The 15650-nt window shown below is 30.8% G+C and carries 15 protein-coding genes; all 15 read right to left on the reverse strand.

Going from position 1 to position 15650, the window contains the following annotated elements:
- Positions 1-1878, reverse strand: a complete 1878-nt coding sequence (locus BQ5344_RS01155) for a ribonuclease J (protein ID WP_071123830.1) — start codon at positions 1876-1878, stop codon at positions 1-3.
- A gap of 44 nt (positions 1879-1922) precedes the next feature.
- A complete protein-coding gene (mrdA, locus tag BQ5344_RS01160) occupies positions 1923-3893 on the reverse strand; it encodes a penicillin-binding protein 2 (RefSeq protein ID WP_071123831.1) in 1971 nt (656 codons plus the stop codon).
- 25 nt (positions 3894-3918) lie between these two features.
- Positions 3919-4266 carry a ribosome silencing factor gene (rsfS, locus tag BQ5344_RS01165; protein WP_071123832.1) on the reverse strand — a complete coding sequence of 116 codons (348 nt, stop codon included), beginning with the start codon at positions 4264-4266 and terminating at the stop codon, positions 3919-3921.
- Positions 4267-4457: 191 nt separating this feature from the next.
- Positions 4458-5171: an RsmE family RNA methyltransferase gene (locus tag BQ5344_RS01170; RefSeq protein ID WP_071123833.1), complete on the reverse strand. Its 714-nt coding sequence runs from the start codon at positions 5169-5171 to the stop codon at positions 4458-4460.
- Between the two features lie 140 nt (positions 5172-5311).
- A complete protein-coding gene (gene ruvB, locus BQ5344_RS01175; protein WP_071123834.1) occupies positions 5312-6322 on the reverse strand; it encodes a Holliday junction branch migration DNA helicase RuvB in 1011 nt (336 codons plus the stop codon).
- 480 nt (positions 6323-6802) lie between these two features.
- Positions 6803-7429 carry a DUF445 domain-containing protein gene (locus BQ5344_RS01180; protein WP_036069890.1) on the reverse strand — a complete coding sequence of 209 codons (627 nt, stop codon included), beginning with the start codon at positions 7427-7429 and terminating at the stop codon, positions 6803-6805.
- Positions 7430-7507: 78 nt separating this feature from the next.
- The gene (locus BQ5344_RS01185; protein ID WP_071123835.1) at positions 7508-7930 is read right to left on the reverse strand and encodes a flavodoxin domain-containing protein; all 423 of its coding nucleotides are present in this window, start codon (positions 7928-7930) and stop codon (positions 7508-7510) included.
- A gap of 66 nt (positions 7931-7996) precedes the next feature.
- A complete protein-coding gene (locus tag BQ5344_RS01190; RefSeq protein WP_071123836.1) occupies positions 7997-9193 on the reverse strand; it encodes an acetate/propionate family kinase in 1197 nt (398 codons plus the stop codon).
- Between the two features lie 36 nt (positions 9194-9229).
- On the reverse strand, positions 9230-10234 hold the full coding sequence (gene pta, locus BQ5344_RS01195; protein ID WP_071123837.1) for a phosphate acetyltransferase: 1005 nt from the start codon (positions 10232-10234) through the stop codon (positions 9230-9232).
- A 32-nt stretch (positions 10235-10266) separates the two neighbouring features.
- The gene (gene ftsY, locus BQ5344_RS01200) at positions 10267-11466 is read right to left on the reverse strand and encodes a signal recognition particle-docking protein FtsY (RefSeq protein WP_071123838.1); all 1200 of its coding nucleotides are present in this window, start codon (positions 11464-11466) and stop codon (positions 10267-10269) included.
- Positions 11466-12224: a tRNA (adenosine(37)-N6)-threonylcarbamoyltransferase complex dimerization subunit type 1 TsaB gene (gene tsaB / locus BQ5344_RS01205; protein WP_235846085.1), complete on the reverse strand. Its 759-nt coding sequence runs from the start codon at positions 12222-12224 to the stop codon at positions 11466-11468. Before tsaB ends, ftsY begins: the two co-directional genes overlap by 1 nt.
- Before the next feature lie 50 nt (positions 12225-12274).
- On the reverse strand, positions 12275-12727 hold the full coding sequence (tsaE, locus tag BQ5344_RS01210; RefSeq protein ID WP_071123840.1) for a tRNA (adenosine(37)-N6)-threonylcarbamoyltransferase complex ATPase subunit type 1 TsaE: 453 nt from the start codon (positions 12725-12727) through the stop codon (positions 12275-12277).
- A 482-nt stretch (positions 12728-13209) separates the two neighbouring features.
- The gene (gene rfaE2, locus BQ5344_RS01215) at positions 13210-13662 is read right to left on the reverse strand and encodes a D-glycero-beta-D-manno-heptose 1-phosphate adenylyltransferase (protein WP_205407985.1); all 453 of its coding nucleotides are present in this window, start codon (positions 13660-13662) and stop codon (positions 13210-13212) included.
- A gap of 346 nt (positions 13663-14008) precedes the next feature.
- Positions 14009-14446 (reverse strand): GNAT family N-acetyltransferase, encoded by a 438-nt coding sequence (locus BQ5344_RS01220; RefSeq protein WP_071123842.1) that lies wholly within the window; start codon positions 14444-14446, stop codon positions 14009-14011.
- An 84-nt stretch (positions 14447-14530) separates the two neighbouring features.
- Positions 14531-15379, reverse strand: coding sequence for an FtsZ/tubulin family protein (locus BQ5344_RS01225; protein ID WP_071123843.1), 849 nt, complete (start codon positions 15377-15379; stop codon positions 14531-14533).
- Between the last annotated feature and the right edge of the window lie 271 nt (positions 15380-15650).

The following is a 15650-nucleotide window of genomic DNA, read 5'->3' on the forward strand; positions in this document are numbered from 1 at the left end:
CTAAACCTCCATTATAATTGGTAAAATAATAGGCTCTCTATCTGTTTCTTTATTTAGGAACTCTCCTATTTTTGCTCTTATTCTCTGTTTAATCTTACCAATCTCTTTTATTCCTTCGTTTTCCATACTGCTAAGTTCCATCTTAACTAGTTCTTTTGTTTCAGACAATAAACTTTCTGCATCTTTATTATACACAAAACCTCGTGTTACAAGCTCAACTTGTTTATTAAATTTCCCATTTTTATATTGAGAAATTGAAATGATTACTATTCCATCATCTGCCAAATTTTGTCTATCTTTCAACACAGCATTTCCAATATCTCCGATTCCAAATCCATCAATAAATGTTGCACCACTAGGTACCTTTCCAACGTTTCTAAATTGACTCTTAGATAATTCTAATTTTGCACCATTTTCTGACAAAATAACATTTTTTTCAGGTACTCCAACAGCCATTGCCAGTTCCTTATGTTTTTTTATCATTGCATATTCACCATGTACAGGCAAAAAGAACTTAGGTTTTACAAGATTTATCATTAATTTTTGCTCTTCTTGGCAACCATGGCCTGATACGTGTATCCCGATTCCTTTTTCAAATACAACGTTTGCTTCACGTTTCATAAGCTGATTTATATTTTTAGTCGCAGCCTTTTCATTTCCTGGAATAGGTGTTGCTGAAATTACAACTGTATCCCCTTCCCTTAATGAGATATATTTGTGTGTGCCATTAGCTATTCTTGAAAGTGCTGCAAGTGGTTCTCCTTGTGTTCCTGTACACAAAATAAGTACTTTATCAGCTGGATAAGTTTCAACTTTATCAATATCAATCATTATATCTTTTGGTATCTTCAAATACCCAAGATTTGAACAGATTTCAAATATTTTTACCATGCTTCTTCCATCAATTGCGATTTTTCTTCCATTTTTTTCTGCAATATTTACAATTTGCTGCAATCTATGCACATGCGAAGCAAATGCCGCCAAAATAATTCTTCCGTTAGCCTTTACAAACTCATCTTTCAGACTTTCCCCAACTGTTCTTTCTGATGGTGTAAATCCAGGCACTTGTGCATTTGTACTGTCTGAAAGCAGTAAATCAACACCTTCCTCACCTAATTGAGCCAATCTTCCAAAATCAAATCCTTCTCCATCAACTGGCGTTAAATCTACTTTAAAATCTCCAGAATGCAAAATCGTTGCTGCAGGAGTTTTTATACAAATCGCATAACAGTCTGCAATACTGTGTGTTACACTTATAAATTCTACTGTAAAGTATTTTGATACTTTTAAGATTGTTCTACCGCTAATTACTTTTTCTTTTGGAAGTTTTGCATCTTTTTTCTCAAATTTTGCCTTTGCAAGTGCAAGTGTCAATCTTCCACCATACATCGGAATATTTTCTGTCCCTAATTTTTGGTAAAAATAAGGAATTGCCCCTATGTGATCTTCGTGTCCATGAGTCAAAAGTAGACCTTTTATTTTATGTCTATTTGATTCCAGATATGAAAAATCTGGAATGATAACATCTATCCCTAAATGCTCATCCTCAGGAAAAGTTAAACCTGCATCCACTACAATAATTTCATCCTTATATTGAAAAGCTGTCATATTTTTCCCAACTTCCTCAATTCCTCCAAGTGGGATTACATACATTTTCTCTTCTTTTTCTTTTCCATCAACTTTTCTGTCTATGTGTCTATTCCTGTCATTTACTCTTGGAATATAACGTGTTTCATTTTTTTCATCTAAATGTCTTCTGTTCGTACTTTTTTTTCTAAATCTTTTCATTCCTGATTTTATTTTATTAATATCTTCTTTTTTTGAAAAATTTCTTTTAAAAGTTTGATTACCAAACTCAGCTTTTTCTTTTTCTGACATTTAGTAAACACCTCCTTCTTTTTTATATTTTTTATTTTCATACTTTATCTTTTTGCTAAATTCTTATTATTATTTGCTTCCTGTTGTTTTTTCTTTTCTTCTTCTTGTTTTTTCAATATTTCCTGTTGTGCTTTTTTTATCACATATTTATCTCTATATTTCAAAATAAATTTAAGTGCCATATTTCCAGAAGCCACTCCTCCATATCCTCCACCTTCTACAATGGACAAAAATACAATTTGAGGATTATCTGATGGAAAATATCCCACAATCCATGAGTGATTATCTACAAATCCTGTATTTTGTGCAGTTCCTGTTTTTGCAGAAACTGGATAGCCTCCAATTCTTAACAGTTTTGCAGTTCCTCCATAACCGCTTACAGGTAATCTTAAGGCATTTTGCATTAATTTTAAGTTTTTTGAACTTACATTTAGTTTTCTAACAACTTTTGGCGCATTATTTTCAACTTTTCCTGAATAAGTTACAAATCTGTCCACAACTGTAGGTTTTAACTGAACTCCATTATTTGCGATAGCCTGATAGGCAGAAGCAATTTGAATAGGAGTTGCAAGCACATAACCTTGTCCTATCGACATATTTATCAAATCTCCAGGTAGCCATCGCTGATCCTGTTTCTTCTTAAATCTTTTTTTCTTCCATTCAGGGCTTGGTAAAGTTCCAGCTAGTTCTCCCGGAATATCAATTCCAGTTTTAGACCCTATTCCAAATTCTTTTGCATATTTTACTATCTTCTCTACTCCAGCTTTTTGAGAGAAAACATAATAATATGTATTTACAGATTGTTCAATAGATTTTGCAAAGTTAGTTACTCCATGTCCATATTTATGAGAATCTCTAAATATTAATTTCCCATATCGGTATTGTCCTGTTGAAGTTACTGTTGCATATGGTGAAATACCTGATTCTAAGATACCCATTCCAATTATCGCTTTAAAAGTAGATCCTGGAGGATAAAGTCCAGCAATACCTTTATTTACAAGTGGCTTAGCTTTTGAATTTACTAGTTCATTCCACTGATTGTCAGGTATTCTTGAACTCAATAAATTCAAACTGATTTCAGGATTACTTACAAATGCAATAATTTTCCCAGTTTTTGCCTCCATTGCAATAAATACTCCACTTTTTCCTGTAAAGGCATCTGTCATATATTTTTGCAATTCCAAGTCAAGTGATAAATAGACATTTTTTCCAGCGACACTTTCAGTTGTTTCCATTTGTCTTATAACATTTCCTTTGGCATCAACTTCGACATTTTCCTTTCCATCCTGACCTTTCATTTCCTTATCATATGAACGCTCTACACCTTTTTTCCCAATCAAGTCACTATTTCTGTAACCTTCTTTTTCCAAATCCTTAAATTCCTTTTCACTGATTGGCTTTACATACCCAATCACATGCGAAGCTAGAGAGTCTTCAGGATAATATCTCTTGTTATACTCTACAATATCAATTCTATCATTATCAATTTTTTCAATTGCTCTTAATGCAACTTGTTTTTCTAAATCTTCAATAACAAGAATTTTTTTATCTGTTCCCATTCTTTGCTGCTTAAAAAATCTGTCAATCAAATAATCAACTTGATAACCTGTTATCTGACTTATTTTCTTTATATCGCCTATTGTTTCCTTTATACGTTCTGCAACCGCTTTTCGTTCTTGAGAAAGTCTCGCATCTATCTGTTCTTGCGTCATATTCTTTATTTCTTTTAATAATGCTACATCTTTAGGGCTTAATGGTTGCGTATGAGAATGTATTACTTGATAACCTGTTGTGTTTTTTGCAAGTAATTTTCCTTCCCTATCGTAAATTTCTCCACGTGTAGCCTTTATTACATTTGTTCTAATTCTATTTTGTAATGCTTGTTCTGCATACTCAGAAGCATTTAATATTTGTAATGTAAATAATCTTGCTACTAACAGTAAAAAAACCACTGCTACAAGAACAAGAAAGACTATAAACCGTATATTTTTTTCTTCTTTATCTAATTCTCTCATAAATTTCCTCTTCATTGATTATCATCTATTCTTCAGTATTTTCTTCATTTACACCATTATAAAAATCATCTAATCTATAATATTCTCTAGCATCTTTGCTAAATACACTAACAATTAAATCTCCTGCATCAATCAAAACCCAGTTTGCCTCTTCAAGCCCTTCCACACTTTTGACATTCTCAAGACTTTTCTTTATATCAGTTGCTATTGCTTCAATATTTCTAGAAGAACTTCCTGTACACAAAATCGAATAATCAAAAAATGGCGATTTTCTTCTCATGTCATAAACCTTTATATCCTGTGCCTTTTTGTCCTCCATAATATCAATTATCTCTTGAACTTCCTTTTCATAATTATTATTTACTTCACTCATCCTCTAAATTTCCTTTCTTTTTTAGCATTATTTTCATTTATTAAACCTATTCTTATTTTAAACTTTTATATGTAAGAAATCTTATTTGGATATATTTATAAAAAATTATTACTATACCACTACTAAGGTATATTATATTATATATTTGACTAATTTTCAATTTATTTCTTACATTTTATCAAAATAAAAAATTACACATAAAAATTGGCAATAATGCCACACACCACAATTGCCGCAGTTTCTGCCCTTAAAATACGTTTTCCCAAACTAATTTCTATCGCCTTATTATTTTTTAAAAAATCAACTTCCTCTTGTGTGATTCCGCCTTCTGGACCAATTATATATAAAATATTTTTATCTTCTTTTTCTATTATTTCTGATAAGGATTTTGACTCATCACTATTTTCATAAGCAAATATTATTTTATCATATTTAGAATAATCAATTTCTGCAAGTTTTTTCACAGGTGTAATTTCAGTAAATTTTATTCCTCTGCATTGTTTTAGTGTTTCCCTTACAACTACATCCCATTTTTCTTTTTTTTCATTAATTTTTACAACAACTCGTTCAGTTTTTAAGGGAATTATGCTATTTACACCAATTTCCGTCAGTTTCTGTATTGCCAGATTCATTTTATCATTTTTCAAAATTCCCATTGCAACATCAATATTTACATTTAAAGAGTAGCTGTCTTCTTTTTTTTCCAATATTCTTACAGCGATTTCCTTTTTTGAAATTTCAATAATTTTCGTAAAATATTCATATTCACCATCAATTATCCGTAATTCATCGTCTATATTTAGACGATAAACATTTTGGATATGATTGCAGTCTGATTTATCTCTTATCAGAATCTTTCTATTATTTTCATCAATATTTTCTTTTTCCGCTATTACTGTCAACAACAGTTTTTCACCTCATTTTTTTACTTTCTATCGTATTTTAAAATCTCCAATTCTTATCTACATAAAAATTTCAAAGATTTAGAGCGTACAAAAATAATCATAACTTTATAAGTCTTGTTTCAAAATAATATTACCACATTTTATTCTTTTTTACTAAATATTTTTTCAATTCCTAAATGTTTATATCCAAATTCTGTCACAACTCTACCACGTGGCGTTCTTTTTATAAACCCTATTTTTACCAAATATGGCTCATAAACTTCCTCTATCGTTCGTCTGTCTTCCCCAAGTAAAAGTGACAATGTCTCAATTCCAACAGGTCCTCCGTTGTACACATTTATAATTGAAAGCAAAATATTTCTATCTAATTCATCAAGTCCGTTATCATCTACTCCCAAAAGCCTCAAAATCCCATCAACGCTTTCTTTTTCCAAAATACCTGAACCTTCCACCAATGCAAAGTCCCTTGCTCTTTTCAATAATCTATTTGCTATTCTAGGAGTTCCTCGGCTTCTTTTGGCGATTTCTGTAATTCCGTCTTCATCATAGGAAATATTCAGAATATTTGCCCCTCTTCGTATAATTTCCTTCAAGTCTTCCAATTGGTAATATTCCATCCTATGAGTAACTCCAAATCTGTCACGAAGCGGCGTACTTAACTGTCCTGCCCTTGTTGTCGCACCGATTAGCGTAAATTGTGGCAATTCCACACGTATACTTCTCGCAGATGGACCTTTTCCAATAAGAATATCCAGTTCCCCATCTTCCATTGCAGGATACAAAATTTCCTCTACTGATGTATTCAATCTATGAATCTCGTCAATAAACAAAATATCATTTTCCTCCAAAGACGTCAAAATAGCCGCTAAATCTCCCGCTTTCTCCAGTACAGGCCCTGTCGTTATCTTCAAGTTCACTCCCATTTCTGTGGCAATAACTCCTGCAAGCGTGGTTTTTCCCAATCCTGGAGGCCCATACAATAAAATATGATCAAGCGATTCATTCCTCATTTTAGCAGCTTTTATAAATATATTCATTTTTTCTTTCAAATCTTTCTGGCCAATATATTCCTTAAAAGTTTTTGGCCGTAAACTTCTTTGAATATTGTCCTCCCCTAATTCCTTAGGTTCCAATATTCTTTCCTCATTCATTCCTTCTCCTCAATATTTCTTCTTTATTTCTTTATCTAATTTTTTTTATTTATAAATTAATTTCTTAAATACTCTAGTTTAGTTATTTTTATTTAAATTTTATAAAAAGAATTCTTGTTAATAGATATTTTACATGTTATTTCTTTTTCTAAATTACAAGGATATATCCTTTTTTCACAATAATGATTAATTTAATACGATTAACTAGTTATAACCTAATACTAATGACAAAAGTTCCACGAACTCTCTCTGCTTATCGAATTTTAATCTTATAACAAAAATTTTTATGATTATTAAAATAATAAATTTATCTATTGAATCTTTATCAAAATAATTGTTATGATTAAACATAAAGTGTCGTGATTTTTTGGAAATAAAAATTACTGTTTGAGCGAAGCGAGTTTAATTTTTATTTTCAAAAAATGCTTAGACGAGCTGGGTTGTAAGGGCATGGCGACTGATGCCCTTACGTTAAAAATTTTATATCTGTTTTAGTAATAACATTATGAAAAACTGAAATAATGCAATTACTCCTCCTAATATTCCACCAATAATCTCAATATGTTTCAATTCATTTTTAGACACAGACAAAATGATTTTTTCCATTTCTTCTAATGAAAAATTTTTCATTTTTTCCAGCATAATTTCTTTGAAGTCTATTTTGTCTTCTGCTATTTTTATTATTTCTTCCACTATTTCCTCTTTGTTTTCCAAAATCGACTTTTTAAAATATGATTTTATTTTTTCAATTAATGAATCATTTAAAAACATTTTTAATAGAGGATTTTTTTCTAACACACTGTTTTTAAGCTTTTCTCCTATAATTTTATCCAATAGCTTATTTAAAACTTCATCATTGATAACATCACTGTCTTTTAGCTTTGCTGTAATATGTTCTACTGAAATAAGCTCCTTTTCAATTGTTTCAGCAAGGTTTTCTGATATTCTGTCTCGATTTTTAGGAATTAATCCTTGTATTTTAAAAAACAGAAAGTTTACTTCCTTATAAGGTCTAAATAATAGCTTTATTGCCAAATAATTTGTAAACCATCCTATTAATGTTCCAACAAAAACCATTATACCAAGTTGTATTAATATATTTCCCAATTTTTCCTCCAAATTTATAATTCACAAAAAATTATTATAAACTTTTGCTCAAAGGTTATAGTATTTTATGTTTTTATATTATCCAACAATTGCTCTTCCGTATTCTCTACATTTTTCAATTTTTTCATCATCATCAACAGACAAATGAATTATCAATCCGTCATTTACAACTGAAAGATTTTCAGCAATCATTTCTTCACGCCAAGTTTCCATCCAGCCGCCTTGTCCCCAGTCATAAGATCCAAAAAGTCCAACTGTTTTTCCAAAAATTTTGTCTTTTATTCCTTCGATAAATTCTACCATTTCAGGTGCAACTTCTTCAGCTCCTCCAGCTGGCGAACCAAATGCTACAAAATCAGCATTTACTGCACTTTCATCAGCTTCTTCCACATTTATTAGTTTTACAACAGCTCCAGCATTTTCTGCTCCTTCGCCAATGTATTTTGCCATATCTTCAGTATTTCCAGTACCTGTATAATAAATTATATTTAATGTTGCCATTATTTTCCTCTTTTCTTTATAATTTAAAAATTATTTAAAGCCAAACTATAAAGTCTGGCTGTTTTTTTATTTTGTTAATCTGTAAGTATCCCTTGCAATTACAAGTTCTTCTGCTGTTTCAATCTTATAAATTTTAACTTTTGAATCTTTTGTTGACAATTCAACATTTCCTGGCAATCTTTGTGCATTTTTTTCTTCATCCAGTTCAATTCCAAAATATGAAAGCGATTCACAAATATGCTGTTTTACTCCAACTGAATTTTCCCCTATTCCACCTGTAAATGCGATTGCGTCAATTCCGTTCATCGCTGCAACATAAGCTCCGATATAAAGTTGTATTCTGTAACAGAACATTTCATAAGCTAAAATAGCCTTCTCATTACCTGATCTTCTTGCTGTATCTAAATCACGAAAATCTGAACTTTCTCCAAATATTCCCAAAATTCCAGACTGCTTATTCATTCTCGTATTCATTTCATCCAAAGAAAGACCTCTTTTTCTCATTATATAAATGACAGACGCGGGATCTGCATCTCCAGTTCTTGTTCCCATCATAACTCCTGCAAGCGGGGTCATTCCCATTGATGTATCTACAACTTTACCATTCTGAACTGCTGAAATGCTCGCTCCATTTCCAAGGTGGCAAACTATAATTTTAGAATCTTCTTTTCCTAACATTTCTCTTGCCACTTCACTTACATATCTGTGAGAAGTCCCGTGAAATCCATATTTTCTAACTTTCAAATCAGTATAGTCTTCATAAGGATATGGATACATATATGCTTTTCCTGGCATTGTTTGATGGAAAGCCGTGTCAAATACAACTACATTCTTTTTACCTGGAAGCAATTTTTGAACAACTTTTATTCCCATTATATGCGCTGGGTTATGTAAAGGTGCAAGTGGTGCTATTTCTTCAAGATTTTTCATAACTTCGTCATCTACAATTACCGATTTTTCATAATATTCTCCACCATGGACAATTCTATGTCCTATCGAATCAATTTCATCCACGCTTGAAATTACTCCTATTTTTTCATCCTGTAATGTCTGTAAAATTAGTTCCACCGCAATTGTGTGATTTTCCATAGGAACTTCCATTTTGTCAATTTTTTCCCCAGTCAATAAATTTTTGTAACTGAAAATAGGATTTGCAATTCCTATTCTTTCACAATTTCCTTTAGCTAGCGATTGCTCATTTGTCATGTCAATAAGTTCAAACTTTGCTGATGAACTCCCACAATTTATTACCAAAACTTTCATAATTTTCCCTCCAAATTTTTTATTTATATTTTTATTTTACATTTCTGATTCAACGGCAGTAATTGCCACGACTTCCACAATATCTTCCACGCTGCATCCTCTTGAAAGATCGTGAACTGGACGTGCCAATCCTTGAATTAAAGGTCCTAATGCTTTTGCTTTGGCCAATCTCTGTGTTAATTTATAACCGATATTTCCTGAATCCAAGTCAGGGAAAATCAATACATTTGCCTGCCCTGCCACTTTTGATCCAGGTGCTTTTGCAGCAGCTACTTCAGGAATAATCGCAGCATCCAGCTGTAATTCCCCATCAAATTCAAAATCAACATTTCTAACTTTTAAAATTTCGATAGCTTCCCTAACTTTGCTTACAGACACTCCATCTGCACTTCCCTTTGTAGAATATGATAAAAAGGCTACTTTTGGCTCTTTTATTCCAGCAGTGAATTTAGCTTTTTCCGCTGCAGAAATAGCGATATCCGCAAGCTGCATAGCCGTAGGATCAGGGATTACCCCACCATCTGAGTATACAAATGTCCCATTGTAGCCAAATTCAGGCGTATTTGTTATCATAATAAAAGAACTCGATACTGTCTTTAGTCCTTCCTTTGGTCCAATTATGTGAATTGCCGCTCTTAAAACATGGGCTGTTGGTGAAGCTGAACCTGCTACCATTCCATCAACTCTTCCTTGATGTACAAGCATTGCCGCAAAATATCTTGGATCTGACATAAGTGTTGCTTTTGCAGTTTCTAATGTCATACCTTTTTTCTCTCTTCTTTTTCTCAAAAGTTCCGACATAGCGTCAATTGTTGCACACGAATCAGGATTATAGAAAATCGCTCCTTCCAACGAAACGCCCAGTTCAGCTGCTTTTTCCTTTAACTTTTTCTCATCTCCGACCAGCGCTATTTTTGCAATTCCTTCATTAATGATTTTTTCTGTTGCCCGCAAAACTCTCTCATCTTCTGTTTCAGGTAAAATGATTGTCTTGTTCAATTTTTTTGCTTTTTCTTTTAATTCATTTGCTAATGTGTTCATAATTTCCTCTCCTTTTCAATTTTCTTTTTTTATTAATCAAACATAGCTTCAACAAATTCCTTTGTATCAAATTCCCTTAAATCCTCGATTCCTTCTCCGACACCTATAAATTTAATCGGTTTTTTCAGCTCTTCTGTAATTGGAAAAATAATCCCTCCTTTTGCTGTCCCATCAAATTTTGTCAAAATAATTCCTGTTAAATCTACGATTTCATTAAATATTCTAGCCTGCTCTAATCCATTCTGCCCAGTTGTGCTGTCAATTACAAGCAAAGTTTCAAAATCCGTTTCTCCAGACTGTTCACGTATAATTTTATTTATTTTTTCAAGTTCCTTCATCAAATCACGTTTATTATGAAGTCTTCCAGCCGTATCCAGTATTGCCACATCAAATCCACGATTTTTAGCAGTTTTTACTGTATCAAAAATTACAGCTGCAGGATCGCTCCCATGTGCCTGCTTTACAACTTCCACTCCAGTCCGTTTTCCCCATTCCTCAACTTGCTCAATCGCAGCGGCTCTAAACGTATCTCCAGCCCCAATAATAACCTTTTTCCCGCTATCCTTCAATTTTTTCGCTATTTTCCCAATGGACGTAGTCTTTCCAACACCATTTACTCCCACAACTAAAAGAATATTAAGCTTTCCATCCTGTAATTTTAATTTTGTGCTGTTTTCATCATTGTAAATAAGTTTTGCTTTAAGCAATTCCTTTAATTCATCGTAAATTTGCTCCGACGTTTTCAGTTTTTTTCGTGAAACTGATTTTTCCAGCTCTTGCACAAGCTGCATTGTCATATTCATTCCAATATCTGATTGAATAAGCAACTCCTCCAGTTCCTCGTACAAATCGTCATCTATCGCTTTACCCAAAAGCATTTCCTTCAATTTTCCAAAAAATCCTTTTTTTGGAGTTGCCAGCCTATCTTTTAAAGGCTTTAATTTAGGTTTGATTTTTGTTTTTTCATCTGATGTTTCTTCTATTTTTTCTATTTTTGTACCTTCAATTTTTTCTGTTTCAGTTTCAAAGCTTTTTTCATTATTTTCAGTTTTTTTAGCATTTTTTCCTAAAATTTCTTCAGCTGTTTCTTTTATTTCCTTTTCAGTTTCAGCTTTAATTTTATCTATTTCACTTTGGCTTTCCTCAATTTCTTTTTCTATCTGATTTTCCAAAGTGTCCTTCTGGTCTTCATCTTTTTTCTTTTTTCCAAATTTAAAAAAATTTTTCAGCATTATTTCTTATCCCTTTCCGCCTGTGATTTCTCCAGATAATCTGGTTTCAGATTAAAAATATCAGTCTTTCTTATCACACCAGCATTTTCCAAATTTTTATCCAAAAACATCTGCACAAATGTCGTTGTATTAATTGTCAAATTCTTATCTTCAAATATTTTTACACAATTTCCCAATTTATCCAATATCTTAGCCTTATAATTAAAAACTGCGTCCCCAATTAGATAAACTTTTTTATTATTTCCCTTATTTTCAATTATTTCATCAATTACATTGTCAAGTTTTGTAACTTCATAATTTTTTACCAATTTTAGTTTATTTTCACTTGAAGTTTCATAACCCGCACAATAAATCTTTTCCTTTCGTGAATCAATCATCGAATATATTTTCACATCTTCATCATTTCCCAAACTTGTTTTCAAATTATAATACCCCTGAAATCCAAGTGCATCCAGCTCATTCACTTCATAAAAATTCACATTCCGTCCAAAAAAAAGCCCCTTTACAACTGAAATTGCTATTCTAACCCCTGTAAACGAACCTGGTCCTATCGAAACAATTACATCTTCAATTTCATCTAGCTTTTTCCCTGTCCATTTCAAAAGGCTGTCAATCTGCTCCAAAATCGTAGTAGAATGTGTTTTTGCCATTTCCACATGTATTTCCCCCAGCAATTTATCTTTCTCATAAAGCGACAATCCAGCCAGCTTAGTTGTAGTCGTTATCGCAAATATCAACATATTTTTCTCCATTTTCATTTTTATTCACTTGCTCAAACCCATTTAAAATTAAACTATTAAAAATTAAATTATTCAATTTCAAAATCTATTTTTTTATCATTTTTAAGCGTATAAACAGAAACTTCACGAGCCGTATCAGAATAATGATTTATCTCAACAAACACCGCATCCTCAGGCATCTCATCCAAAATCTTGTCCGCCCACTCAATAATCACAACACTTCCATCTTCCCCAATATAATCTTCAAACCCAATATCATAAATCTCTTCAGAATCATTAATCCTGTAAACATCAAAATGATACACAGGCATATCTCCAGAACTATACTCAATCACATAAGTAAACGTCGGACTCTTCACATTCTCTGTAACATTGTAACATTCACAAATCTTCTTAGTAAACGTAGTCTTCCCCGCTCCCAAATCTCCAATAAGTCCTAGACAACCTCCGTTTTTTAACTTTTCTGCTAATTTTTTTGCTAATTCATCTATCTTATCAAATGTCAATATTTTCTTTTTCATAATTTTTCTCACTTCTAAATTTCAATTAAATTATATTTTTATACTAAAGTCCATTTAAATAACGAATTTATTAAAAACTTTTCTAATTAAAGGATATAAACCTAATATTTTCAAATAATTAAAATATAATTTTCATTTTTTTAATATAGTCTAATTTAGCTAATCTGTCGGAGCATTTTTCTGTGCTGACAAAACTGTTTGAGCATAGCGAGTTTTTTGTCAGTGCAGGAAAATGTCGTAGACTAGCCATAGGTCGTAGGATTTGCGGCAATGAGCAATCCTACAAAAATAAAAAAAGAAAAAACATAGTAATATGAAAAATATCTATTAATCAAAATATAAAAATAATTTAGTTGAATGATTATAAATTAGTTATTAAACAACCTTATTATAAAAATAAATTTTTATTTTTAAATGAAATTTAGTATTAAATAAAAATATATTTCATTAACAAATATTTCTTCTATAATTTTTAAAATTTTTTATTTTTTATACACTTCAATAATTTTATTAATAATTTCAGTTGTGGAAATATTATCCACGAAGGATAAAATCTTTACTTCTCCTCCATTTTTTTCAACAACTTTTGTTTCTGGCAAGTCTTCTTTTTTGTAATCTCCGCCTTTTACGTGAATATCTGGCTTTAAAATATCCAGCAGTTTTTCTGGTGTTTTTTCATTAAAAATTACTGTATAATCTACAAATTTTGTACCCAAAAGCACAAATGCTCTATTTGTTTCACTATTTATAGGTCTTTTATCTCCCTTGTTCACTTTAACTGAAGCATCGCTATTTACACCTACAACCAAAATATCGCCTAAATTTCTGGCTTCCTCCAGATAAGTCAAATGCCCAACATGTAAAATATCAAAAACCCCGTTAGTAAAAACTACCTTTTTTCCAGCCTTCTGCAATCTCACTATTTCATTTCTCATTTCATCAGCAGTCAGCAAATTATCCTTAAAACTTTTTTCCAATTTTCTCTCCAATATATTCATCTATTCTATTTATCATTATAATGTTTTTAATTCATAATTTACTCAATCCCTAAGTTTATTTAATTTTAAAAAGGTTTGAGCATACATCAAATTATACCACATTTTTTCCAAAAAAAGAAAATTTTTCTATTTTTTTTCAACTTTTATTTTTTCTAATTTTAACAATTGTATTTTAAGAAGTTTTAAGCATATTCTCACAATTTTTTTATCAAAAAAGAAAAAGAAGCATAAGCTTACTGCTTTTACTTCTCTTAAATTTTAAAATTTTATTATTAGCACCTCTTTATCGAAATATTTTTATAAAACGTTTTTGAGTTTTATTACAAGTATAACCAATATTTTCATAAAATTTATGTGCTTCTAAACGATGAGAACCAGAATTTAATCTAATGAAATTAATATTATTGTTTAAAGCATACTCTTCAACAAAAACCATCAGTTTTTTTCCTATACCCTTGCCTTGAAAATTGGAACTTACTGCTAATCCTAATATATTTAATCCAATATCACTGTATAAACTTTCATACATCTCTGCATGAACAAAACCAACAACCTTACTTGTTTCTTTATCTTCATATACTGCGATAATATGATGTTCATAATCAATAGATAATTTTTCAATTTGTGTCTTGACAGTCTTAATATCAACATTATATCCTAACTCATCTTTACAAATTTCTTGTATATCCTTCGCATCTAGTATATTAATCTCTCTTATCACACTTTTACCTCTATAACTTCTAATTTTTCATATTTACTTTTTTCTATAATACACACTTCAACTTTAGTATTATTTTATATACATTTATTTAGAAAAATCCGTTATCAACATTTCCACTTCAATTTTATCTTCAAGCTTAACATCCATAATGTATCCCCATAGTATATTTGTTTGGTCTGCTCCAATTTTTTCATTTATAATCATAGTTATTTCCTGTAAATCCGTTAATCCAATGTCTGGTCCTGCTGTAACGCTTAACAGTATCTTTTTCGCTTTTGGAAGATTTTTTATAAAAGGGCTGTTTATTATTTGTTCTGTAGCAAGTTTTACCTTATCCTGCCCTTCACCTTTACCAAATGCTGTTATGCCTTCCCCTGAATTTTCTAGCATTATTTTTACATCATCAAAATCAAGATTCACTATCCCTTGTTTTTTTATTAGATTTGTTATAAATTCTACATTTTTTATAAAAATTTCATCTCTTTTTTCAAATAATTTATCAAAAGCTGCACTAGAATCTGCTTCCACTAATTTTTTAAGAGGCAAAACTATAACAGTATCAGAAACTTCTTCTAATTTTTTGATTTCATTATTTTCTCCATTTGAATTAATTGATGTAGCAACTACAACTACTGTCAATATTCCCATTGTTTTGGCAACTTCTGAAACAATGCAGGCTATCTCGTTATTTTTCTTTTCCGACATTTCTGTCAAAATAAATACTAAATTAGTATTTTTCAATGCACTCTGCACTTTTTCACTTAAATCTTCAGAAGCCAATATTTTTGTTCCTACATTCAGTTTATCCAAATTCCGTTGATTTGCATCAATTCCCACAAGTTCAACTTCTGCAATCTTTTTCTCCATTATTTTATTCAATACATTATTTCCCACTGTACCGATTCCGACAACTTTTATTCCAACACCGTCCATTTTTCTTCTCCTTTATATATAAAGTTTTCTTTTCTAGATTTTAACATATTTTTATCAAATATATTAGAACTTTTTACTATTTTTTATACAATTTCGCTTTTTCTTCTAATAATAACAAAAAGCTACCATAATTGGTAGCTTTGCATTTAAAGTTGCTTCATTTTAAGGTAGTGTAACACCTGTTTTTAAACTTTTCTTTCAATGTAATTATATCATATCTAATTAATTAGTCAATGTTTTTTCTTTTTTTATTTATAAATTTTTAATTTTT

Source organism: Leptotrichia massiliensis (assembly GCF_900104625.1).
Lineage (GTDB): Bacteria > Fusobacteriota > Fusobacteriia > Fusobacteriales > Leptotrichiaceae > Leptotrichia > Leptotrichia massiliensis.

Excerpts from the sequence above, each read along its gene's own strand:
- BQ5344_RS01185 (WP_071123835.1), bottom strand. The coding sequence starts at position 7,930 with ATGGCAACATTAAATATAATTTATTATACAGGTACTGGAAATACTGAA.
- BQ5344_RS01225 (WP_071123843.1), bottom strand. The coding sequence starts at position 15,379 with ATGGACGGTGTTGGAATAAAAGTTGTCGGAATCGGTACAGTGGGAAAT.
- pta (WP_071123837.1), bottom strand. The coding sequence starts at position 10,234 with ATGAACACATTAGCAAATGAATTAAAAGAAAAAGCAAAAAAATTGAAC.
- mrdA (WP_071123831.1), bottom strand. The coding sequence starts at position 3,893 with ATGAGAGAATTAGATAAAGAAGAAAAAAATATACGGTTTATAGTCTTT.
- tsaB (WP_235846085.1), bottom strand. The coding sequence starts at position 12,224 with ATGAAAATGGAGAAAAATATGTTGATATTTGCGATAACGACTACAACT.
- BQ5344_RS01190 (WP_071123836.1), bottom strand. The coding sequence starts at position 9,193 with ATGAAAGTTTTGGTAATAAATTGTGGGAGTTCATCAGCAAAGTTTGAA.
- BQ5344_RS01155 (WP_071123830.1), bottom strand. The coding sequence starts at position 1,878 with ATGTCAGAAAAAGAAAAAGCTGAGTTTGGTAATCAAACTTTTAAAAGA.
- rfaE2 (WP_205407985.1), bottom strand. The coding sequence starts at position 13,662 with ATGAGAAATGAAATAGTGAGATTGCAGAAGGCTGGAAAAAAGGTAGTT.
- ftsY (WP_071123838.1), bottom strand. The coding sequence starts at position 11,466 with ATGCTGAAAAATTTTTTTAAATTTGGAAAAAAGAAAAAAGATGAAGAC.
- ruvB (WP_071123834.1), bottom strand. The coding sequence starts at position 6,322 with ATGAATGAGGAAAGAATATTGGAACCTAAGGAATTAGGGGAGGACAAT.
- rsfS (WP_071123832.1), bottom strand. The coding sequence starts at position 4,266 with ATGAGTGAAGTAAATAATAATTATGAAAAGGAAGTTCAAGAGATAATT.
- tsaE (WP_071123840.1), bottom strand. The coding sequence starts at position 12,727 with ATGAAAAAGAAAATATTGACATTTGATAAGATAGATGAATTAGCAAAA.